Source organism: Pseudomonas sp. 37 R 15 (assembly GCF_900004865.1).
GTDB classification, from domain to species: Bacteria; Pseudomonadota; Gammaproteobacteria; order Pseudomonadales; family Pseudomonadaceae; genus Aquipseudomonas; species Aquipseudomonas fluorescens_AM.
This window is the reverse complement of sequence record NZ_CVTV01000025.1, coordinates 1-21,439: the sequence shown is the minus strand read 5'-3', so window position 1 is coordinate 21,439 and position 21,439 is coordinate 1. Positions and strand designations below refer to the sequence as shown.

Genomic DNA, 21,439 nt, shown 5'->3' with positions numbered 1-21,439 from the left:
GGTTTTAGCGGCTGGCTTGGCGGCAGTTTTAGCCGGCGCCTTCGCTGCAGCAGCCTTGCTCGCTGGCTTCTTGGCCGCGCTGGCTGCGACAGCTTTTGCCGGAGTACGAGCACCCAGCGCCTTGCCGACAGCTTCCTTCACACGACCAATTCCCTGGGCCAGTTTCAGGCTTTCCTGGGCGTCTTTTTTGAGTTGGGAAATGTAGCTGCGGGTTTCGGCTTGGCGGTCCTTGAGGGCGTCCAGCAGGTCCTCAAGTTCTTTAACAGCGTCTTTGGCCTTGGCTTGTGCCTTGGCCTTGCCGGCAGTGGCGGCGTCTTGCAGTTTGGTGCGGGATTTGTGCAGCTTTTCTTGCGCTTTACCGCGTTGTTTTTCCAGTTTGGCGAGCAGTTTTTCTGCATCGGCCAAGGCCTGGGAACAAGCGCTTTCCAGATGTTCGAGCAGGCTGCCCGACAATTGTTGGAGTAAGTGCAACGGGGTGTTTACAGGCTTCTGTTTGGCCGACATGGTTTACCTCCTGGCTGACGTGGGTGCGGCTCATACTAGCCCTCTGCTCTTACCGCCGCTAGGGCATGTTGACAGTATCGTTTGCGTTGCGTTGCAACGTACGAAAATTCTTATCGATATAACAGAAAAGTGCGCCACTGCTCAGCCACTTACGCTGGCATAATCCGTCGCATTTCAGGCGGGAGAACACCCATGTCGCGTTACCTTTTCTTAGTGCTTGGCCTGGCGATTTTCAGCGCCAATGCGAACGAGCAAGCGCCGCCAAAGACCGCTGACCAAGACCCGCATGACCTCGCCTACAGCCTGGGTGCCAGCCTCGGTGAACGTTTGCGCCAGGAGGTCCCCGACTTGCAGATCCAGGCCTTGGTCGATGGACTCAAACAAGCCTACCAGGGCAAGCCATTGGCACTGGACAACGCACGCATCGAACAGATTCTTGCACGGCACGAAGCACAGAACGCCACCGACAACCCAGCGCCGCAGAGCGAAAAAGCACTCGCCGCCGAACAGCAATTTTTGTCCAGGGAAAAAGCTGCAAAGGGAGTGCGTGAACTGGCAGACGGCATCCTGCTCACGGAGTTGACGCCGGGCACCGGCACCAAGCCGTTGGCAACTGATGAGGTGCAGGTGAAATATGTGGGTCGGCTACCCGATGGAAGCGTGTTCGACCAGAGCGCACAACCACAATGGTTTCGCCTGGACAGCGTGATCAGTGGCTGGAGCAGTGCCTTGCAGCAGATGCCGACAGGAGCGAAATGGCGCCTGATAATACCGTCGGCCCAAGCCTACGGCGCGGACGGCGCAGGCGAATTGATTGCGCCCTACACACCCCTTGTCTTCGAAATCGAGTTACTCGGGACCCGCCACTGACGCATAAAAAAACGGTGCGTCGAGCGCACCGTTTTTATCTCATTGCCCCGATCAGACCTGAGTAGCAGGCTCTTCTTTGTGGGCGTTGTGCAGTACTTCGATCAGGCAATCTTCAAGCTCGAAACGCTCATGCAACAGACCACCCAGCTCTTTGAATTTTTCCGCGACACACTTGCCTTCATCGCACAGATCGTTAAAAGCCAGCAGCTTTTCGGTAATCACATCAATGCGCGGGTAAATCGTCTCGGCGAACTCAAGACCACGCGTGTCCTCGAAGGCTTCCGCCTCCTTGGTAAGTTGAGTGTAAATACTCAGGTGACCGGCAGAAACGTAATCGACCAATACAACGCAGAAATCCTGCAACGGCTCACGCTTCTCGGCCAGCGCTCCAGGCTCGGCCCCCAACTCATCAAAAGCCAGAACCAATTTGCGACGCGCATCCAACCATTTGTCGATCAGCGTGTGCACGCCACCCCAGCGTTCGCGAGCATTCTTGCAACGTTCCAACATGATGATCTCTCTTCCCTATAGGGGACGCTGCTACCCCGTGCCCGCGCAATGCTTCAGGGTTGAAGCGGCAATCGAACGAGGTCGCGTCTGACAAGCGGTTTCGGTAACGCGTGCGGGCCAGATTATGCCCGCATCACTATGGCTTCAAGGTACGCAGGAGAGAAAGTTCATACAAGTGTTTAATCCCGTCCTACCATATGAACCGAATTTTCCTCGCTTTGCGATACGTGACGCCGGCCAGGCAACAACCGGGAAAGCAGTGTGCTCCACAGAATCAGCATCGCCAGGAAAAACAGCAGGCTCCACTCCGGAAGGCTGAGGTCAAATAGCGTCCAGTTGATTTCGACGCAGTCGACAGTGCCCTTGAAGACTGCCTGGACAGCCTGCCAGAACGACAGGTGTTCAATCATGTAATCCAGGGTTGGCCAGCAGTTGGGCATCTGATCTGACGGAGTGTTCTGCAGCAGCACTTGGCGCCCGGCGGTGACGGCGCCGAATAACGCACTGGCCATGCTTGCCAGCCCATACAGGCACACGCCGGTGCGGCCAGGGTTATGCAGGGCGGCGATCAGGTTGACCAGTACAAAGACGGCGAGAAACAGCCGCTGTACCTGGCACAAAAAGCAGGGCTGTAACAGCGCACCATATTCCAGATAGAAAGACACGCCCAACGTCAGCGCACCGGCCATGAACGCCAGGAGAAACAAGGAGCGTAAAGGGGCCAAAGACATTGTTTATCCGCACCGCAAGAGATAGGTCGCTACGGTAGAGGAAAGGCCCGACCCCTTTCAATACGCCCTGGAGCGGACAATTCCGCGAAGAGACAAGGAGATTCCGTCAACACGTGGGGGAAATCGCCCTACAACACGTAAGAATTGATTACAGGCCCACTTAAGCCGAGTAATTACAAAGGGTTAAAGGGTTGGCTGACAGATAGGTCTGAGCCAACCCGTGAACACTTTCCTACTTCAAGCTTGCGCCGGTGCTGGCAACGGTGACGCCAGCAGACGATTGTCGAGTAACCCCAAGCCTTCCTGGAACAGCCGGTTGCTGCGCTCGGTATCACCCAATTGGGCCAGCAAACGGGCCAATTCGGCGCAGGCTTCGGGATTGCGCTGCACCTGCAGGCTGCTTTCCAGATAATCCCGTGCCTTTCCCCACAGGCTGTTCTGCAGGCAGAGACGGCCCAGCGTCAGCAACAGGCTGGCATCGCCAGGATGATCCTTCAGCCAGCCTTCGGCAAACTTCAACTGACGGGCCGGGTCGCTGCCGCGCAGCAGGCCATAGAGCCGAATAAGATGGCTGTCATAACGGCGCTTGATCGCACTGCGCAGCGCTTCCTCGGCCCTGGCATCGGCGCCCAGTCGACGCAGTTGGTCAGCATAAGCCAACACCAGCTGAGGCTCCTGGCGCTGGGCTGAAGTCAATTGCTCCCATGCGCGGTCAAGGGACTGCAAGCCGGCTTCGCCCTGCTCCTCACGTTGGGCGGCCAGGCTGAGGTTTTCTCCCCAGGCCCGGCGCTCCAATTCAGCCAGTTCGGCGGCCGGCAACACTTTGTCCTTACGCAGTTCAGGCAACAGGCGAATCACCGACGACCAATCGCCACGCTGCTGGTGCAATCGCTGCAACTGCCGCAAGACCTGGGCGTTGTGAGGGTGACGCTCGTGCATCGCCTGCAGGGTGGTCAGGGCACCTTCTGTATCGCCACGATCCATCTGAAGTTGCGCATGGCTCAAGGCAACGGCCAGCTCCGCCTGGGGCTGGCGAGCCAGGGCGCGCTCCAGCAACGCATCCGATGCTTCGTAGCGTCCCAGCTCGTTGGCCGCACGTGCGGCACCCAGGTAATACAGCAGTGGCTGGCGCTCCGCTTCGGCAGCACGGTGCAGGTGGCGTTCGGCACTGGCCCAACGGCCTTCGGCAAGGTCCATCTGGCCTTGCTCGATTGCAATCTGCACACGGCGGCTGCGATTGCGCCGCGACCACGGGTTGACCACACCGCCGGAAACGCTGACCAGCCCCAACAGCACTCGGATCAGATAGATCGCCAGGCCTATGGCGAACACCGCCACCAATGTGGCCCACAAGCTCGACTCGTAATGCAGCAAATGGGGATAGGTAATCAGCACGTAGCCGGTGTGCTTGGAAATGCCCACGGCCAGCGCCAGGGCGATCGCAATTGCCAGCACCAGGATCACATAGAAACGCTTCATCGGTTCTACTCCTGGGTCGCAGGCTTGGCAGCCGAAGCCTTGGCTTCGTCGGCAGACAAATGTCGGCGCTCAAGGTACGCCTGCACGGCCGCCAGGCTCGCGGCCAAGTCAGGTGTCACCACCGAAACGGCCTTGGGCTCAAGCTCGGCGATACGCGCCAGCATCGCCTTGCTCTGCGGATTGTCCTGGTTGAAGTTATCCTGCAACACGCTGCGCGCTTGACCCAGCGAACGGCTATACACCGCCGACTCGCCGTTGAGCGCTGCCCACTGTGCTTGCTCCAGCGCCAGGCTCAAGACCAGACGCACCTGATTCAACCCCTGGCCCGCCAGCAGCGGACGAATGTTGTCATCCGGGTTGAAGTCGATACGGAAATAACGGGATATCTGTTCCCACCACTGGCTCAACTGGTTACCCGTATCGCTGGTGGGACGGCCCTGGGAATCGGGTTGCGCGAGTTGATACTCCGGAGCGACAGCCGCCAATTGCACCACTTGGTCGCGCAAAGCCGCCAACTGCAGGTACAACCCCGTGCGGTCCGGCTGTTCGGTGCTGCGCAGCGCCGCGAGGCTCTTGGCCAACTGCTCACGCGCGGCGAAAGCGCCTGGGTCGCTCTGCTCACGAAGAATTTCGTCGGCGCCCTGGACCAGCGACTGGGCGCTGTTGATGTCCTGCAAAGCCGACAGACGCAAGCTGGCCAGACGAATCAGATGCTCGGCCTCAGCCAGGCGCCAATCCTTGCGGCTGGCGCCCAGTACGGTTTCCAAACGCTGGTTCAGGCGCTGCTGATCACCCTGCAACTGGGCGACCAGGCGTCGACGCTCTTCCAGCTCATCCGCGCCGGGCAGCTGCGCCAGGCGGGCCGCCAATTGTTGCTGGCCCTGCTTGAGACTCTGGGATTGGTCATCGAGGGTCTGCACCTGACCCAGTTGCTGCTGGCTGTTGGCTTGCAGGGCACGGACCTGCCAGATCCCCCAGCCGCCGGCGGCAACACCCGCAGCGCCAAGCAGCAACGCGACGACTGCCAGGCCATTGCCACGGCGTGGTGCGGTGACCGGTGTCCCGAGCGGCGCATCGAGCGCGGGCTGAGCTTCATCTTTAGGCAAGGCTGTTTCGCTCACGTATCCGTCCTTTGCGTATCAGAGAGTGGGAACGGGATTGCTCCCTAGCGCCACTAACAAAGCCGCGGCACTCGCGCCGCGACAATCCACAACTTTTTCTGCGCCAGCGGCCCGCGCCATCTCGTAGACGCGCGGACTGGGCACGAACAACGGCAGCTTCGCCACCTCAGGCCATTCGGAGCCGGCCAGGGCCTGCAAGTGTAGAAAACCTTGCCCACTGCTGACCACCAGGCCGTTCAAGCGTTCCAACTGGATGCGTTGCGTCAGTGCGCCCGCGTCGTAGGCCGGAAGAAAACGGCGGTACAACTCCAGGTAGTCGACACTGACACCTCGCTCGCGCAAGCGCTGCGCGAGCAATTCCCGGCCGCCCTCGCCGCGCAGGATCAACACCCTGGCACCGGGGCATGCGATAGCCTCGCGCAATGCCGGCAATTGAAGCAAGGCCTCGCTGTCGTCACCCGTTGGCGGATAGTGCACGTCCAAACCATGATCGGCCAGTATCTGTGCCGTGGCGGCACCCACACTGAACCACGGCAGTCGCGGCCAGGGCGCGGTCAATTGTTGCAAGGCAAGACGCGCCGCCGGTTTGCTCACCACGATCACTGCGCAATAGCGCTGCAGCGCCCCAAAGACAGCCTGTTGTTGCGGCGTGACCGGTAAGGCTTTGATTTCCAGCAACGGCAGTTCGCTGCTGAATACGCCCGCATCGGCCAATGTCGCCGCCAGGCCTGCCGATTCTTCGGCAGGCCGTGTCAGCAGCAATCGCCACGGGGTCACTGCGGGCCGGCCTCGCCGTAGACTTTTTGCAGGATGGCGCCAGCGCCCTTGTCCAACAGTTCCTCGGCGACCTGAATGCCCAGGGCCGTGGCGTCGCGTTGTGGACCGCGCACCTCGGCGGTCAGCAACGTTCCGCCCTCCGGGTCGCCTACCAGGCCTCGCAACCACAGGTTTTCACCTTCGAGCACGGCATAGCAGGCGATCGGTACCTGGCAGCCACCATTGAGGTGTTTGTTCAAGGCGCGCTCGGCCGTGACGCGAACCTCGGTGTCTGCATGATCAAGCGGCTTGAGCAGTGCGTGAATTTCGCTGTCGACGGTACGGCATTCAATGCCGACTGCGCCCTGCCCGCCGGCCGGCAAGCTGTCTTCGACGCTGATTGCGCGGGTGATGCGGTCTTCGAAGCCCAGGCGGATCAGGCCGGCGGCGGCGAGGATGATCGCGTCATACTCGCCCGCATCCAGCTTGGCCAGGCGCGTGTTGACGTTGCCACGCAGGAAGCGGACCTGCAGGTCGGGTCGACGGGTCAGCAATTGGGCCTGGCGCCGCAGGCTCGAGGTGCCAACGATACTGCCCAGGGGCAATTCATCCAGGGATGCGTAAGTGTTGGAAACAAAGGCGTCACGTGGGTCTTCCCGCTCGCAGATGCAAAAAAGGCCCAACCCTTCAGGGAAGTCCATGGGCACGTCTTTCATCGAATGCACAGCGATGTCTGCTTCATTTTCCAGCAGCGCGGTTTCCAGTTCCTTGACGAACAGACCCTTGCCGCCAATTTTCGACAGCGGCGAGTCCAGCAGCTTGTCGCCGCGACTGACCATGGGTACCAGGGTCACCCTGAGGCCAGGGTGAGCCTGTTCAAGACGTGCTTTGACGTACTCGGCCTGCCATAAGGCCAGGGCGCTTTTACGGGTGGCGATGCGGATTTCGCGAGAAGACATGGATCAATCCGTACTGAATAGATACGGCAGATAATAACAGCTCAGGCAAATGCGCTTTGATTTGAATCAGCAAGTGCGGGGCCTCCCTGGCCGCGTCGCACCGGGATAGGGACTGCAGAGCTCGCCACCACGCCTGGGCTAGAGCTGCTGCATCATCTTGCGCACGCCAGCAACATGGCGCCGACTGACGATCAGGGCATCGCCGTTGAGGCCCTTCAGAAATAGCTGGAAATGGCCAAGGGGCGTGCGTTGCAAGCGCTCGATTCGCTCGCGCGCCACCAGCGCATTACGATGAATGCGCACAAAGCGGTCGCCGAATTCGTCTTCGAGGGCCTTGAGCGGCTCATCAAGCAACACTTCGCCCGCTTCGTGACGCAAGGTCACGTATTTATGGTCGGCGATAAAATAGACCACCTGAGCGAGGGGTATCAGCTCGATACCCTTGCGGGTCCGTGCGCTGATATGGCTGCGGGGGCCATTGCCACTCTGAGCGGCAGGCTGGGTCAGGGCTGCGAGCTGAGCGCGGCTGGGACGCTCGGCCTTCTTCAACGCCTTGAGCAACGCGTCGCCAGCCACCGGCTTGACCAGAAAACTGACACCGCTGTCTTCCAGCGTCTGTGCCGAAAATTCTTCCTGTGCCGCGCACAGCACCACCGCCGGTGGCGATTCGCGCTCGCTCAGGCGGGCGGCGACTTGCAGGCCATCGAGGAGCGGCATGCGGATATCGAGCAACACCACATCCGGCTTGAGGCTGTCGATCAGCGTCAACGCCTCTTCGCCGCTGGTGGCGCTCGGTTCAAGGACTGTATAACCCTCGATCTCACTGACCAGACGGCTCAGTCGCTCGCGGGCTTGGGGTTCGTCATCAACGATCAGGACATTCATATTGCGCTGGATTCCTGCGTGAGTCTCGCACAAGGGTAGCGTAGACAGGTGCGGTGACTTACGTCACAGCGATCCACGCTAAGACTGGCGCAAGCGGCAAAAAGTGCCCTTGGAGTGGCACCCAAATTTACCCGGACCTGTTCAATAGCGCCCAAGACCTGCCAACTTCGCGCATTGTCATAGGGTTTGCTGATACACAATCCGAATACCCCCGTATTTAATGGATAGTCTGGGCTCTGACCGCATTACCCGACTTTGGTGCATTCACACACTCTCAGTCCAACTGTAGACGCTCGCTGGAACGATATTGCTCAATCGTCAAATATCGTTTCAATAAGGTCCTGCTCCCAGTCTCGTCCTGGATGCGATCGGCGGCAAGGCACTTAGCCATCCTTTGTACAAATAAAATTGCCGTCCACCCGCACCATCGCGTCCGCGGACAACCCTGTTATTATCGGCGGCACACCTTCACGCCTCTTTTAAGCAGATCACGAGCGAATTCATGAGCACCGACAAGACCAACCAGTCCTGGGGCGGCCGCTTCAGTGAACCCGTCGACGCCTTCGTCGCGCGCTTCACCGCCTCCGTCAACTTCGACCAGCGCCTGTACCGCCACGACATCATGGGCTCCATCGCCCACGCCACCATGCTGGCCAAGGTCGGCGTGCTGACCGATGCCGAGCGCGACAGCATCATCGAAGGCCTGACCACCATTCGGGGCGAGATCGAAGCCGGCACGTTCGACTGGCGCGTCGACCTGGAAGACGTGCACATGAACATCGAGGCACGGCTGACCGATCGCATCGGTGTGACCGGCAAGAAGCTGCACACCGGTCGCAGCCGTAACGACCAGGTGGCCACCGATATCCGCCTGTGGCTACGCGATGAAATCGATTTGATCCTGGCTGAAATCACCCGCCTGCAAAAAGGTTTGCTGGAACAGGCCGAGCGCGAATCGGCCACCATCATGCCCGGCTTCACGCACCTGCAGACCGCTCAGCCCGTGACCTTCGGCCACCACCTGCTGGCCTGGTTCGAAATGCTCAGCCGCGATTACGAGCGCCTGGTGGATTGCCGCAAGCGGGCCAACCGCATGCCACTCGGCAGCGCCGCACTGGCCGGCACCACCTACCCGATCGACCGCGAGTACACCGCGCAATTGCTGGGCTTCGACGCCGTCGGCGGCAACTCCCTGGACGGCGTGTCGGACCGTGATTTCGCCATCGAATTCTGCGCCGCCGCCAGCATCGCGATGATGCACCTGTCGCGCTTTTCCGAAGAGCTGGTGCTGTGGACCAGCGCGCAATTCCAGTTCATCGACCTGCCGGACCGCTTCTGCACCGGCAGCTCGATCATGCCGCAAAAGAAAAACCCCGACGTCCCCGAACTGGTACGTGGCAAGAGCGGCCGCGTATTCGGCGCGCTGATGGGCCTGCTGACCCTGATGAAAGGCCAGCCGCTGGCCTATAACAAGGACAATCAGGAAGACAAGGAACCGCTGTTCGACGCCGCCGACACGCTGCGCGACTCACTGCGTGCGTTTGCCGACATGATTCCGGCGATCAAGCCCAAGCACGCGATCATGCGCGAAGCGGCCTTGCGGGGTTTTTCCACCGCAACCGACCTGGCCGACTACCTGGTGCGTCGTGGCCTGCCCTTCCGTGACTGCCACGAAATCGTTGGCCATGCCGTGAAATACGGCGTGGACACCGGCAAGGACCTGGCGGAAATGAGCCTGGAAGAACTGCGCCAGTTCAGCGACCAGATCGAGCAGGATGTGTTTGCCGTGCTGACCCTGGAAGGCTCGGTGAATGCCCGTAACCACATCGGCGGCACCGCGCCGGCGCAGGTGAAAGCAGCCGTCGCGCGTGGCCAGGAGCTACTCGCCAGCCGCTAAAAAATGTGGGAGGGGGCTTGCCCCCTCCCACATTTGATTATTTCTTGGCCGCAATCATTGCCATGAACGCCGGCATCGCCGCCTGCCTGTCCGCCTCGACCTTTTGCGCATTGGGCATCTCGTTCAAACGCCCCAGCAACGCCTTCGCCTGTGGCAACTGCGCCAGCAGGTCCAGCCCGAACAGTTTTTCGCCTACCCCACAGGCCAGATTCAAGCTGTACATGAAATACAGATCGGCAATCGTGAAGTGCTCTCCCGCCACATAGGGCGCGAACTTACCGTGGCGGCCTAACGTACCGACCCCCAGCAACAATTCAGCTCGGGACTTGTCCTTGATCGCCTCCGGTACCGTCATGCCAAAAAAGGCTTCGGCGAAGCACGCCCGCGCAGGCAATTCGATGTACAGCTCGATTTCACGGCACAACGCCAGCACCTGGGCACGCTGGAACGGGTCGGCTGGCAGCAGCGCAGGCCCTTCCTGGGTCTGCTCGAGGTATTCGAGGATCACGCTGGTTTCGTTGATGAAGCCTTGCTCGACACCCAGCACGGGTACTTTGCCTCGCGGGCTCACCGCCAGGGCTTCAGGCGTTTGTCCTGCATAAAAAGGCACCTCTTCGAAAGGCAGCCCTTTCTCCATCAGCGCCAGCTTGACCATGTTGTAGTAGTTACTGACCGAAAATCCATAAAGCTTGAGCATCGCAAAGCCTCCAGGCCGGGTGCGGGGTTGGCTGCAAGCGTTATAGACGCTGAGGCCTGGCCTGGCCAGCAGCATCACCGGCCTGAATGGCGTTAGACTGGCGCCCTTACCTTGAGGAGCCTGCCATGAGCGAGCCGACCGATATCGACCACGACGAAGAAGAATTCACCGAAAGCACGCTGATCCAGGCCATCGAGAACCAGATCGAAAGCGACAACCCACCGGCGGCCAAGGCCACGTTCAACAAGCTGACGCTGGTAGGGTATGAGCGAGAAGAGATCCTGAATCTCATGGCCCACGTGCTGGCCTTCGAGATCGACGCGATGCTGGATGAGGACCGCGCCTTTGATACCCAATGGTATGAAACCGCGCTGCGCGCACTGCCTGAGCTGCCGCCTGAAAAGGAATAATCCAGCTGCGCTGCAACACGCTGGACAGTTCGGCAAAGTGCGTTCACCTTATGGCCTGCTAGCCTCTAATAAATTCTTAGAAAGTCTGGAGTCCTTATGTCGTATACCCCTGAGTTGGTTGCCGAACTGGAAATCCTTGCACTCTTCAACCTGGACAGCTCCCAGGAAGGTCTGAAAGTCCACCAGACCGCTACTCCAACTGCCATCGACGCCGCAAAACGCTTGTTTGAGAAAGAACTGATCACCCAGCCCGACGGTGGCTATCTGACCAGCCTGGGTCGGGATGCCGCCCAACACACCCAAAGCTTGCTGACAATTCTGAAGACCACCAAAAAAGAAGCTGCCTGACACTTGATACGCCCATGGGGTCCGCTCTTTGCGGATTCCGAGGGCGTCGCCGTGTAACAACGAAAATTCTGACGTCAAAACCCATTTCCCTCTAAAACTCCTACGCTACTGTCTGTAAACTCCGACACGGCCGCCCACGTCGGGCCCTGCGAGCCACCGAGTTCGACATGACCCGCACCCATGAAATCCGCCCCGACCTGGACGAAGGCATCGACCGCAAGGTGCTGACCCAGTTGCGCGCGCGGTTCATGGCGCTCAATGAGGGCCGCCTGGCCCGTGCCGTTGAGGGGCTGACCCCGCGCCAGCAAAGCGTGCTGACCTTGTTGCCGCTGTTTTTCCACGTCAATCACCCCTTGCTGCCAGGTTATGTATCCAGCGGCACACCGGCCGGGCTGTCGAATTTCGAACCGGATACCCAGGCCCTGGCTGAAGCGCAGCGCCTGACGCGTTCGTTCTCCTACAAGCCGCGCCATGGCAACCCGCCCCGTCCGATCCACGGCCTGTTCCTGATGGGCAGCCTGGGCACGCTGGCCCAGGCGGATCAAAGCGATATGGACGTGTGGGTATGCCACGCGCCCGACCTGAATGACAACGAGCTGGCCGAGCTGCGCAAGAAGTGCCAACTGCTGGAAGCCTGGGCCCAGACCATGGGCGCCGAGACCCACTTCTTCCTGATTGAACCGACGCGCTTTGTGCTCGGTGAACGGGACACGCAACTGAGCTCCGACGATTGCGGGACCACTCAGCACTATCTTTTGCTGGATGAGTTCTACCGCACCGCAATCTGGCTGGCCGGGCGCACGCCGATCTGGTGGCTGGTGCCGGTGTATGAAGAACGTCGCTACGCCGAGTTCACCCACGCGCTGATCTCCAAACGTTTCATTCGCGCCGACGAAACCCTTGATCTCGGCCATCTGGCGCACATCCCTCCAGGGGAGTTCATCGGTGCCGGGCTGTGGCAGTTGTTCAAGGGCATCGAATCGCCCTATAAATCGGTGCTCAAGCTGCTGCTGACCGAGGTCTATGCCAGCGAGCACCCCAACGTGCAATGCCTGAGCCTGCGCTTCAAGCGCGCGGTGTTTGCCAATCAGATGGACCTGGATGAGTTGGACCCCTACATCGTGGTCTACCGCCGCATCGAGGAATACCTCAAGGCCCGCAATGAACCGGAGCGCCTGGAACTGGTACGGCGTAGCCTGTACCTGAAGGTCAACCGCAAGCTCAGCGCCGGCCAGCGCACCGCCAGCTGGCAACGGCTGCTGCTGGAACGCCTGGCCCATGAATGGAACTGGGATCCGCGCCAACTGGCGTTGCTGGACAGTCGCAGCCAATGGAAAGTGCGTCAGGTCGCCTCCGAGCGCCGCGCCCTGGTCAACGAGCTGAACTACAGTTATCGCTTCCTCACCCAGTTCGCCCGCACGGAACAGACCGTCAGCCTGATCAACCGGCGCGACCTCAATGTGCTGGGCCGTCGTTTGTACGCGGCCTTTGAACGCAAGGCCGGCAAGGTCGAGTTCATCAACCCCGGCATTGCCCCGGACCTGGCCGAAGACACCTTGACCCTGGTGCACTCACCCAACCGCAAGGAGCCGGGGCAGTACCATTGGGGCCTGTATAACGGCAACCTCACCGCCCTGGAATGGGAGCACTTCGCCCCCATCAAGCGCAGCCGCGACCTGCTGGAAATGCTTACCTGGTGCCATCGCAACGGTGTGATCGACAGCAGTACGCGCCTGGCGCTGCACCCGGGCGTCAGCGACATGACCGAGTTTGAGCTGTTCAACCTGTTGGGCAGCCTGCAACAGACCATCGCCCTGCCCATGAGCAGCGTCGATGAAACGCGCTTGTTACGCTCGGCGGTGCCCGAAGAAGTGCTGTTGCTGATCAACGTCGGCGTCGACCCACTCAAGCATCACCGCGACCTGAATATTCTGATGACCACCGAGCGTACCGACTCGCTGAGTTATGCCGGCGTGCGTGAGAACCTGGTACTGACCCTGGACCAGGTCACGCTCAATAGCTGGAACGAGGTGACGGTCAGCCGCTACGACGGGCCCCATGCGCTGCTCGACTGCCTGCGCGACTACCTCAACCAATTGCCATCGGATCATTTGCCACGGTTGCGGGTGCGCTGCTTCTGTCACAACCGAGCGCAATTCATTGCCCAGCGCGTGGAAGAGGTATTCGACACTGCGCAGAACCTGCTGCTCGGCCGAGGCAATCACCGCTACCTGCTCCAAGTGCAGCAGCACTATCACGTCATGGAATTGATTCCCGGCCAAGCCACCCATTTACCGCTGCCGACCCATGACGCATTGATCGCCTACCTCAGCGAAGAGTTGGCCAGTTACAGCCCGTGGCACCTGGACACCATGGCCCTGGAAGATCACGACCTGGCGCTGCTGCTGCCCATGGGTGTGGCCGATTGCATACAGGTGTTCTACCGGATCCATGAAGGATTTGCCGAACTGTATGTGCTCGACGAGTTCAATGCGCTCTGGCAGCAGCGTTTGCCGTTCCATGATGAGCAAAGCCTGTTGGCACCGCTGCAGCGTTTCCTGCTCTCGATCATCTATCGCCGCGAAGCGCTATCAGCTCTGGACACACAACAGCCGTTGGGTGAAGTGCAGCTCTCGTACTACCAACTGCTGCCGTCGGGCAATGGCCGTGCTCGTCTCGTCGAGCCAAGGCCGGCTCCGCAACACCCCGCCAACCAGCCGTTTTATGACGTACAAGCGATTATCGCCAAGGCGGCGCCCGGCCAGGTGGGTATCACGCTGTACTGCAACCAGCGGGAATTTTCCGAATTGGAGTTTGGCGACCAACTGTTTGCGGTAGTCGCCCGGGAAATCGTCGGGCAGCGCCGGGAACCCGAGCGTTACCGTTGCTACATCACCGATCTGGATCTGTCGGGCCTGCTTGGCGACGTGCAAAGCCCGAGCAATCTGTACCTGCGCTACAAGGCCGAGCTTGAGCTCGCGCTCAATCAAGCGCTGAACCAGATTTAAAGAGGGAAGGCGCCGCCATCCCTGGGCTGGCCTTCGACACTCAGCAGCTCGAGCTTGAGGGTCTTGCCGCCCGGCGCGGGCCAATCAATATGCTGGCCCACTTGCAGGCCGAGCAACGCGCTGCCCACCGGTGCCAGGATCGAGATCTTGCCTTCATCGGCGTTCGCGTCCTTGGGGTAAACCAGGGTCAGGTGGTAATCCTTGCCGCTGCCTTGCTCACGGCAATGCACGCTGGAGTTCATGGTCACGACACTTGCAGGCACTTCATCGTGGCCAACCACTTCTTCGGCGCGGTCGAGTTCGTGTTGCAACGCTTCGACACCGGGAAACTCGTCGCCCAGGCGGTCGATCAGTTGCTCCAGGCGCTGCACGTCAAGACGGGTGAGAATGATGGACGGTGCGGTGGTCATGATTCAGGCAGACTCCTTTTTTCTGCACAAAAAAGCAAAACCCCGCCAGGAAAAGGCGGGGTTCTCACGGGCCTCGATGAGTTGAGGCGTACCCGGACACTACCACAGCGTCACAAATAAACAAGACGACCTCAGGCGTGGGCCCGGCGTTGCTCGGCCTCGGCACAGATCACTCGGCGCCGCTCATCATCGGCGGAGCGCCATTCGCGGATATCTTCGACATGGCGAAAGCAGCCGAGGCAGACTTTCTGCTCGTCCAGACGACACAAACTGATACAAGGTGACGGCACCGCCGGGCTGACATTGCTGAACAGCGGCTTGGCCGGGCGCGTGGGTACGGACTGGCTCACAGTCAAATCTCGTCGAAATCCAGCTCGGCGCCGGATTGTTCCAGAACCAGACGCGCCAGCATCTCGCTGAGCAGCTCATCGCTGGTATCGCATTGCCAATTGTTGTCTTCTTCGTTGTAGTCGAAGTGAAAACCACCGGAACGTGCCGCCAGCCACAATTGCCGCAACGGTTCCTGACGGCTGAAGATCAACTGAGTGCCGTTCTCGAACTTGACCGTCAGCACGCCGGCCGAGTTTTCCAGGTCCACGTCCAAACCGCTGTCGTCGAAAATATCTTCCAGCGCCTGCTGGGTCGCATCCACCAGGTCGTGAAAACGGGCTTCGGTCAAACTCATTGTGGCAACCTCGAAAGTGTCTGGTTCTGCTCAAGCGCCGCACAATACGGACGCGCCCCGCCGATTGCAAAGGATACCGATTTCATCACAGATGGCGGTACGAAATATCCTCAACCAGCGTAGCCCGCTTCCCGACTATCTCGGCAAACCCCCGCCGGACGGGTATTCCAGCGCATAGGCAAGCTGGCGGGTGGTCGGTATACTCGGGCGCAATTAATGCATATTCAAGGATTTCGCCATGAAGCGCCTGATCTCTTCCCTTGCTGCGCTCGTCGCGGTCGCTTGCCTCGTTAGTGCCTGTGGTCAGAAAGGCCCGCTGTACCTGCCTGACGACAGCAAAGACCCGAACGAACAGGCGCAGTCGTCGCAAAAGCCGTCCAAAGCGCACAAGCACGACACTTACTAAGGGATCCTCATGGACGCTTTTAACTACCGGGACGGCGCGCTGTTCGCGGAAGGCGTGGCGCTGTCCGCGATTGCCCAGCGCTTTGGCACCCCGACTTATGTGTATTCGCGTGCCCATATCGAAGCGCAATACCGCTCGTTCACCGACCCGCTGGAAGGCGTGCCGCATCTGGTGTGCTACGCGGTAAAAGCCAACTCCAACCTGGGCGTGCTCAATGTCCTGGCGCGCCTTGGCGCCGGTTTCGACATTGTGTCCCGTGGCGAGCTGGAACGGGTATTGGCCGCTGGCGGCCAGGCCGACAAGATCGTGTTCTCCGGCGTCGGCAAGAGCCGCGAAGACATGCGCCGCGCCCTGGAAGTGGGTGTGCACTGCTTCAACATCGAGTCCACCGACGAACTGGAGCGCCTGCAGGCCGTCGCCGCCGAGATGGGCGTTCGCGCGCCGATCTCCCTGCGCGTCAATCCGGACGTCGACGCCGGCACTCACCCGTACATTTCCACCGGTCTCAAAGAGAACAAGTTCGGCATCGCCATCGCCGATGCCGAAGACGTTTATATCCGCGCCGCCCAATTGCCGAACCTGGACGTGTTGGGCGTCGACTGCCATATCGGCTCGCAACTGACCACCCTGCCGCCGTTCCTCGACGCTCTGGACCGCCTGCTGGCGCTGATCGACCGCCTGGGCGACTGCGGCATCTACCTGCATCACATCGATCTGGGTGGCGGTGTGGGCGTGCGTTACCGCGATGAAGAACCGCCATTGATTGCCGACTACATCAAGGCCGTGCGCGAGCGCCTCGAGGGCCGCGACCTGACGCTGATGTTCGAGCCGGGCCGCTATATCGTCGCCAATGCCGGTGTGCTGCTGACCCAGGTCGAGTACCTCAAGCACACCGAGCACAAGGACTTCGCCATCGTCGACGCGGCGATGAACGACCTTATCCGCCCGGCGTTGTACCAGGCCTGGATGAACGTCACAGCGGTGACGCCTCGCCACAGCCAGGCGCGTGCGTACGACATTGTCGGCCCGATCTGTGAGACCGGCGACTTCCTGGCCAAGGATCGTCAGCTGGCCCTGGAGGAAGGCGACCTGCTGGCCGTGCATTCGGCCGGTGCCTATGGGTTTGTCATGAGTTCCAACTACAACACCCGCGGCCGCGCCGCCGAGGTGCTGGTGGACGGTGATCAAGCGTTTGAAGTGCGTCGCCGCGAGACGGTAGCCGAGTTGTATGCTGGCGAAAGCCTGCTGCCGGAGTAAGCCATGCTGCTGCGTTTTACCAAGATGCACGGACTGGGCAATGACTTCATGGTTCTCGACCTGGTCAGCCAGCACGCGCACATCCTGCCCAAGCACGCCAAACAATGGGGCGACCGGCATACCGGTATCGGCTTCGACCAACTGCTGCTGGTGGAAGCGCCGACCAACCCGGAGGTGGATTTCCGTTATCGGATCTTCAACTCCGACGGCTCCGAAGTGGAACAGTGCGGCAACGGTGCGCGCTGCTTCGCGCGATTTGTGCTGGACAAGCGTCTGACCGCCAAGCGCCAGATTCGCGTCGAAACCAAGGGCGGCGTGATCGAACTGGATATCCGCAGTGACGGCCAGATCAGCGTCAACATGGGCGCGCCGCGCCTGGTGCCGGCGGATATTCCGTTCCAGGCGCCCGAGCAGGCCCTCAGTTATGCGCTGGATGTGGACGGCAATACGGTCAATATCGCCGCCGTGTCCATGGGCAATCCCCATGCGGTGCTGAGGGTCAATGACATCAACAATGCGCCCGTGCACGAACTGGGGCCGAAGATCGAACATCACCCGCGCTTTCCGGCGCGGGTCAACGTGGGCTTCCTGCAGGTGATCGACCGTTCTCGCGCGCAATTGCGCGTGTGGGAACGCGGCGCCGGCGAAACCCAGGCCTGCGGCACCGGCGCCTGCGCCGCTGCCGTGGCCGCGATCAGCCAGGGGTGGATGGATTCGCCGCTGCTGATCGACCTGCCGGGTGGACGCTTGTCCATCGAATGGGCAGGCCCTGGTCACCCGGTGATGATGACCGGGCCGGCCACGCGTGTATACGAAGGACAGGTCCGTCTATGAGTGAGCCAAGCCAATGACCGATAAGCCTCAAGTACCCGCACCCGTCACCTCAAGTGAAAGCCTGGAGGCCGCTGCGGTCGCGGCGTACCTTGAGGCTCATCCGGACTTCTTCGTCGAGCACGAAGAATTGCTCCCGGCATTGCGCATCCCTCACCAACGCGGCGATACCGTGTCGTTGGTGGAGCGGCAGATGAAGATCCTGCGCGAGCGCAACATCGAAATGCGCCACCGGCTTTCGCACCTGATGGACGTGGCTCGCGACAATGATCGCCTGTTTGAAAAGACCCGACGCCTGATCCTGACCCTGATGGACGCCGCCAGCCTGGAAGAAACCGTGATGGCGGTGGAAGACAGCCTGCGCCAGGACTTCCAGGTGCCCTTTGTCAGCCTGATCCTGTTCAGCGACAACCCGATGCCGGTGGGTCGCTGGGTCAGCGGTGGCGAAGCACAGACCGCCATCGGCGGCCTGCTTTCGGAAGGCAAGACCATCAGCGGTACCCTGCGCGAGCATGAACTGGATTTCCTGTTCGGCGCCGAACAGCGCAAACAGATCGGCTCTGCCGCCGTGGTTGCCCTCAGCCACCAAGGCCTGCACGGCGTACTGGCCATCGCCAGCCGGGATCCGGCGCACTATAAAAGCTCGGTGGGCACCCTGTTCCTGACCTATATCGCCCAAGTGCTGGGCCGCGTCCTGCCGCGCTTCACCACTGCCCTGCGCGCGGTGCGCTAGCCATGGAACGGCAACTGGACGCTTACTGCGCTCACCTGCGCAACGAGCGCCAGGTGTCGCCTCATACACTGGACGCCTACCGGCGGGACTTGAACAAGGTCCTGGCCTTTTGCGAAAAGCAGCAGGTTGCCAGCTGGAAAGCCCTGGATATCCAGAGCCTGCGCAGCCTGGTCGCACGGCTGCACCAGCAAGGCCAGTCCTCGCGCAGCCTGTCGCGCCTGCTGTCGGCGGTGCGCGGCCTCTATCACTACCTGAACCGCGAAGGCCTGTGCGACCACGACCCGGCCAATGGCCTGTCGCCGCCCAAAGGCGAGCGACGCCTGCCCAAGACCCTGGACACCGACCGCGCCCTGCAACTGCTGGATGGCGCGGTCGAGGATGACTTTCTTGCCCATCGCGACCAGGCGATCCTCGAACTGTTCTACTCCTCGGGCCTGCGCCTGTCGGAGCTGACCGGCCTGAATCTTGAGCAACTGGACCTGGCCGATGGGCTGGTGCAGGTGCTGGGTAAAGGCAGCAAGACGCGTGTGCTGCCGGTCGGCAGGAAGGCTCGCGAAGCCCTGGAGCTGTGGCTGCCGTTACGGGCGCTGGCCAATCCGAAAGACGACGCGGTATTCATCAGCCAACAAGGTCGACGCCTGGGGCCACGGGCCATTCAGTTGCGCGTGAAGGCTGCCGGCGAACGCGAACTGGGGCAAAACCTTCACCCACATATGCTCAGGCACTCCTTTGCCAGCCATATGCTGGAGTCGTCCCAGGACTTGCGCGCGGTCCAGGAGCTGCTCGGCCACGCCGATATCAAGACCACGCAAATCTACACCCACCTCGACTTCCAGCACCTGGCAACGGTGTACGACAGCGCCCATCCACGGGCCAAACGCATCAAGGGCGGCGACTCATGAGCATCAAGCTGATCACCTTCGACCTGGACGACACGCTCTGGGACAACGTACCCGTCATCATCAGCGCCGAAGCGTCAATGCGCGAATGGTTGGCGGTCAATGCATCCAAGGTCGGCGACTTGCCCCTGGAGCATTTCGCCAGCCTGCGCCAACAGGTGCTGGCGCGTCATCCTGAACTCAAACACCGCATCAGCGTCCTGCGCCACCGCGTATTGCTGCATGCGTTCGAAGAGGCCGGCTACCCGCAGCCTGCAGCGACAGAGATGGCCGATGTGTGTTTTGAGGCGTTCATTCATGCGCGACACCAGCTCACGGTCTTTCCCGAAGCAGAACCGATGCTCAAAGCGCTACGCCAGCACTTCCTTCTGGGGGTGATCACCAACGGCAATGCAGACGTACAACGCGTGGGCCTGGCGGACTACTTCCACTTTGCCCTGCGCGCTGAAGACATCGGTATTGCCAAGCCGGATGCGCGGTTGTTTGAGGAGGCGTTGCAGCGCGGCGGTGTGGACGCCAGTGCGGCGGTGCATGTGGGCGATCATCCTGGGGATGACATCGCCGGCGCGCAGCAGGCGGGGTTACGGGCGGTGTGGTTCAACCCGACAGGCAAGGTGTGGGAAGCGCCAAAGCGTCCGGACGCAGAGATTCGTAGCCTGACGGAGTTGCCGGAGTTGCTGCGCAGTTGGCAATAACGCTATAGCGGCAACACTGAGGAAAATGTGGGAGGGGGCTTGCCCCCGATAGCGGTGTATCAGCCGGAAAATGGACTGGCTGAGCCACTGCATTCGGGGGCAAGCTGAACTGGCCTAATGATTTTGGACACTTCAATCGGGCGCTATGATAGCGCCCAAATCTGAGGTGTTTGGTTATGCGTAAATCTTATTCGAGTGAGTTCAAGCTCAAGGCTGCCAGCATGGTGTTGGATGAAGGTCAGCCGGTTACCGAGGTGTGTGCCACCCTGGATATCGGCCCCACAGCCCTGCGCCGCTGGGTCGATCAAGTGCAAAAAGAACGCTTGGGCTCGACCCCGGTAGGGGCCAAGGCGATTACTGCTGATCAACGAGAAATCCAGAGGCTCAAAGCTCTGCTCAGAGAGAAAGACCTGGATATCGAAATTCTAAAAAAGGCCAGTGCTCTCCTGCTTTTGGACGCCAAAGATCATTCACGTTGATCGATGAGCTGGACGAGCAGTACGGCGTTAAAAGGTGTTGCCAGGCGTTTGGGGTCAACCGCAGTAGCTTCTACGCCTGGCGCCAGCGCCAAGGCAGAGCAAATCCTGAGAGGGATAAGCTCAAAGCCGCGCTGGTCAGGCACCACAAGGCGTCCAGAGAGTCGGCCGGTGCACGTACGTTGTCCAAGGAGCTACAAGCCAAAGGGCATCGTATCGGGCGTTATATGGCTCGCAGTTTGATGCGCGAAGCTGGCATCGCCAGCCGTCAGCGCAGGCGCCATAAGTACAGGTCGCCGGGCGTGGAGGCCTTGGTGGCGCCGCACGTGCTCAAGCGAAAATTTGATGTGACGGCGGTTAATCAGGTGTGGTGTGGCGACGTGACATATATCAAGGTCGGCAAGCGGTGGATGTACTTCGCCGCCGTTCTGGATTTGTACGCTCGCAGGATCGTGGGCTGGTCGTTCTCGATGATTTCTGATGCCAACCTGACCTGCGAAGCGCTACGCATGGCGGTTGAGCTACGCGGCCATCCCCAGGATGTGTTGTTTCATTCTGACCAAGGTTGTCAGTACACCAGTCATAAATTCCGAAACGAGCTGCTGAAACAGGGGTTTAGGCAGAGTATGAGCCGTAAAGGCGAATGCTGGGACAACGCCCCGATGGAGCGTTTCTTTGGCAGCTTGAAATCAGAGTGGGTGCCTGAAACGGGCTACAAACTGGAACATGAGGCCCGAGCAGACGTGCAGCGCTATGTCTCGCGCTACAACATCAGCAGGCCTCATAGCTACAACGACTACCGGTCGCCGGTCGTGAAGGAAAGGTTGGCGGCGTGAACCTTAATCAGTGTCCAAGATTACTTGACCAGTTCA

25 protein-coding genes are annotated in these 21,439 nt (G+C 60.5%); 13 read left to right on the top strand and 12 right to left on the bottom strand.

Annotation, left to right across the window (positions count from 1 at the left end):
- A partial coding sequence (locus BFQ04_RS08345; RefSeq protein WP_218187756.1) for an AlgP family protein occupies positions 1–504 on the bottom strand: 504 nt, incomplete at its 3' end.
- A 192-nt stretch (positions 505–696) separates the two neighbouring features.
- On the opposite strand from BFQ04_RS08345, the gene BFQ04_RS08340 reads away from it, so the two are divergent.
- The gene (locus BFQ04_RS08340) at positions 697–1,374 is read left to right on the top strand and encodes an FKBP-type peptidyl-prolyl cis-trans isomerase (RefSeq protein WP_065950409.1); all 678 of its coding nucleotides are present in this window, start codon (positions 697–699) and stop codon (positions 1,372–1,374) included.
- 51 nt (positions 1,375–1,425) lie between these two features.
- Here BFQ04_RS08340 and BFQ04_RS08335 read toward each other — a convergent pair whose 3' ends face one another.
- The 7 genes from BFQ04_RS08335 to BFQ04_RS08305 all read right to left on the bottom strand — a co-directional run bounded on the left by BFQ04_RS08335 (position 1,426) and on the right by BFQ04_RS08305 (position 7,815).
- Positions 1,426–1,884, bottom strand: a complete 459-nt coding sequence (locus BFQ04_RS08335; RefSeq protein WP_065950408.1) for an Rsd/AlgQ family anti-sigma factor — start codon at positions 1,882–1,884, stop codon at positions 1,426–1,428.
- A gap of 179 nt (positions 1,885–2,063) precedes the next feature.
- A complete protein-coding gene (locus BFQ04_RS08330; protein WP_065950407.1) occupies positions 2,064–2,615 on the bottom strand; it encodes a disulfide bond formation protein B in 552 nt (183 codons plus the stop codon).
- Positions 2,616–2,852: 237 nt separating this feature from the next.
- Entirely contained in the window at positions 2,853–4,094 is a 1,242-nt protein-coding gene (locus tag BFQ04_RS08325) for a heme biosynthesis protein HemY (protein ID WP_065950406.1), read from the bottom strand.
- 5 nt (positions 4,095–4,099) lie between these two features.
- Positions 4,100–5,215, bottom strand: a complete 1,116-nt coding sequence (locus tag BFQ04_RS08320) for a uroporphyrinogen-III C-methyltransferase (RefSeq protein WP_065950405.1) — start codon at positions 5,213–5,215, stop codon at positions 4,100–4,102.
- Positions 5,216–5,233: 18 nt separating this feature from the next.
- Positions 5,234–5,992: a uroporphyrinogen-III synthase gene (locus BFQ04_RS08315; RefSeq protein ID WP_065950404.1), complete on the bottom strand. Its 759-nt coding sequence runs from the start codon at positions 5,990–5,992 to the stop codon at positions 5,234–5,236.
- Positions 5,989–6,930, bottom strand: a complete 942-nt coding sequence (hemC, locus tag BFQ04_RS08310) for a hydroxymethylbilane synthase (protein WP_065950403.1) — start codon at positions 6,928–6,930, stop codon at positions 5,989–5,991. Before hemC ends, BFQ04_RS08315 begins: the two co-directional genes overlap by 4 nt.
- A gap of 138 nt (positions 6,931–7,068) precedes the next feature.
- Positions 7,069–7,815, bottom strand: coding sequence for a LytR/AlgR family response regulator transcription factor (locus BFQ04_RS08305; RefSeq protein ID WP_065950402.1), 747 nt, complete (start codon positions 7,813–7,815; stop codon positions 7,069–7,071).
- A 502-nt stretch (positions 7,816–8,317) separates the two neighbouring features.
- Between BFQ04_RS08305 and argH the strand changes: the two genes are divergently transcribed.
- Positions 8,318–9,712, top strand: coding sequence for an argininosuccinate lyase (gene argH / locus BFQ04_RS08300; RefSeq protein WP_065950401.1), 1,395 nt, complete (start codon positions 8,318–8,320; stop codon positions 9,710–9,712).
- A 37-nt stretch (positions 9,713–9,749) separates the two neighbouring features.
- Here argH and BFQ04_RS08295 read toward each other — a convergent pair whose 3' ends face one another.
- The gene (locus BFQ04_RS08295; RefSeq protein WP_065950400.1) at positions 9,750–10,409 is read right to left on the bottom strand and encodes a glutathione S-transferase family protein; all 660 of its coding nucleotides are present in this window, start codon (positions 10,407–10,409) and stop codon (positions 9,750–9,752) included.
- Positions 10,410–10,534: 125 nt separating this feature from the next.
- Here BFQ04_RS08295 and BFQ04_RS08290 point away from each other — a divergent pair, with 125 nt between their 5' ends.
- The 3 genes from BFQ04_RS08290 (at position 10,535) to BFQ04_RS08280 (ending at position 14,175) form a co-directional block, all read left to right on the top strand.
- On the top strand, positions 10,535–10,819 hold the full coding sequence (locus BFQ04_RS08290; protein WP_065950399.1) for a hypothetical protein: 285 nt from the start codon (positions 10,535–10,537) through the stop codon (positions 10,817–10,819).
- Positions 10,820–10,915: 96 nt separating this feature from the next.
- Positions 10,916–11,167: a TIGR02647 family protein gene (locus BFQ04_RS08285; protein WP_065950398.1), complete on the top strand. Its 252-nt coding sequence runs from the start codon at positions 10,916–10,918 to the stop codon at positions 11,165–11,167.
- A gap of 167 nt (positions 11,168–11,334) precedes the next feature.
- Positions 11,335–14,175, top strand: coding sequence for a class I adenylate cyclase (locus BFQ04_RS08280; protein ID WP_065950397.1), 2,841 nt, complete (start codon positions 11,335–11,337; stop codon positions 14,173–14,175).
- Here BFQ04_RS08280 and rnk read toward each other — a convergent pair.
- The 3 genes from rnk to cyaY form a co-directional block, all read right to left on the bottom strand.
- Positions 14,172–14,585 (bottom strand): nucleoside diphosphate kinase regulator, encoded by a 414-nt coding sequence (gene rnk / locus BFQ04_RS08275; RefSeq protein ID WP_065950396.1) that lies wholly within the window; start codon positions 14,583–14,585, stop codon positions 14,172–14,174. The two genes, BFQ04_RS08280 and rnk, sit on opposite strands and share 4 nt — an antisense overlap.
- Positions 14,586–14,716: 131 nt before the next feature.
- On the bottom strand, positions 14,717–14,935 hold the full coding sequence (locus tag BFQ04_RS08270; RefSeq protein WP_065950395.1) for a DUF1289 domain-containing protein: 219 nt from the start codon (positions 14,933–14,935) through the stop codon (positions 14,717–14,719).
- Positions 14,936–14,937: 2 nt separating this feature from the next.
- The gene (gene cyaY, locus BFQ04_RS08265; RefSeq protein ID WP_065950394.1) at positions 14,938–15,270 is read right to left on the bottom strand and encodes an iron donor protein CyaY; all 333 of its coding nucleotides are present in this window, start codon (positions 15,268–15,270) and stop codon (positions 14,938–14,940) included.
- A 238-nt stretch (positions 15,271–15,508) separates the two neighbouring features.
- Here cyaY and BFQ04_RS28395 point away from each other — a divergent pair, with 238 nt between their 5' ends.
- From BFQ04_RS28395 to BFQ04_RS08230, 8 genes are all read left to right on the top strand, one after another.
- On the top strand, positions 15,509–15,676 hold the full coding sequence (locus tag BFQ04_RS28395; RefSeq protein WP_003195417.1) for an LPS translocon maturation chaperone LptM: 168 nt from the start codon (positions 15,509–15,511) through the stop codon (positions 15,674–15,676).
- Positions 15,677–15,685: 9 nt separating this feature from the next.
- A complete protein-coding gene (lysA, locus tag BFQ04_RS08260; protein WP_065950393.1) occupies positions 15,686–16,933 on the top strand; it encodes a diaminopimelate decarboxylase in 1,248 nt (415 codons plus the stop codon).
- A gap of 3 nt (positions 16,934–16,936) precedes the next feature.
- Positions 16,937–17,767 (top strand): diaminopimelate epimerase, encoded by an 831-nt coding sequence (gene dapF, locus BFQ04_RS08255; protein WP_065950392.1) that lies wholly within the window; start codon positions 16,937–16,939, stop codon positions 17,765–17,767.
- Positions 17,768–17,780: 13 nt separating this feature from the next.
- The gene (locus BFQ04_RS08250; RefSeq protein ID WP_065950391.1) at positions 17,781–18,497 is read left to right on the top strand and encodes a DUF484 family protein; all 717 of its coding nucleotides are present in this window, start codon (positions 17,781–17,783) and stop codon (positions 18,495–18,497) included.
- 2 nt (positions 18,498–18,499) lie between these two features.
- Positions 18,500–19,399, top strand: a complete 900-nt coding sequence (gene xerC / locus BFQ04_RS08245) for a tyrosine recombinase XerC (RefSeq protein WP_065950390.1) — start codon at positions 18,500–18,502, stop codon at positions 19,397–19,399.
- Positions 19,396–20,091: an HAD family hydrolase gene (locus tag BFQ04_RS08240; RefSeq protein ID WP_065950389.1), complete on the top strand. Its 696-nt coding sequence runs from the start codon at positions 19,396–19,398 to the stop codon at positions 20,089–20,091. The genes xerC and BFQ04_RS08240 overlap by 4 nt, the downstream gene beginning before the upstream one ends.
- A gap of 176 nt (positions 20,092–20,267) precedes the next feature.
- Positions 20,268–20,570 (top strand): transposase, encoded by a 303-nt coding sequence (locus BFQ04_RS30365; protein WP_065949522.1) that lies wholly within the window; start codon positions 20,268–20,270, stop codon positions 20,568–20,570.
- The gene (locus BFQ04_RS08230) at positions 20,567–21,403 is read left to right on the top strand and encodes an IS3 family transposase (RefSeq protein WP_065949523.1); all 837 of its coding nucleotides are present in this window, start codon (positions 20,567–20,569) and stop codon (positions 21,401–21,403) included. Before BFQ04_RS30365 ends, BFQ04_RS08230 begins: the two co-directional genes overlap by 4 nt.
- Positions 21,404–21,439: the final 36 nt, after the last annotated feature.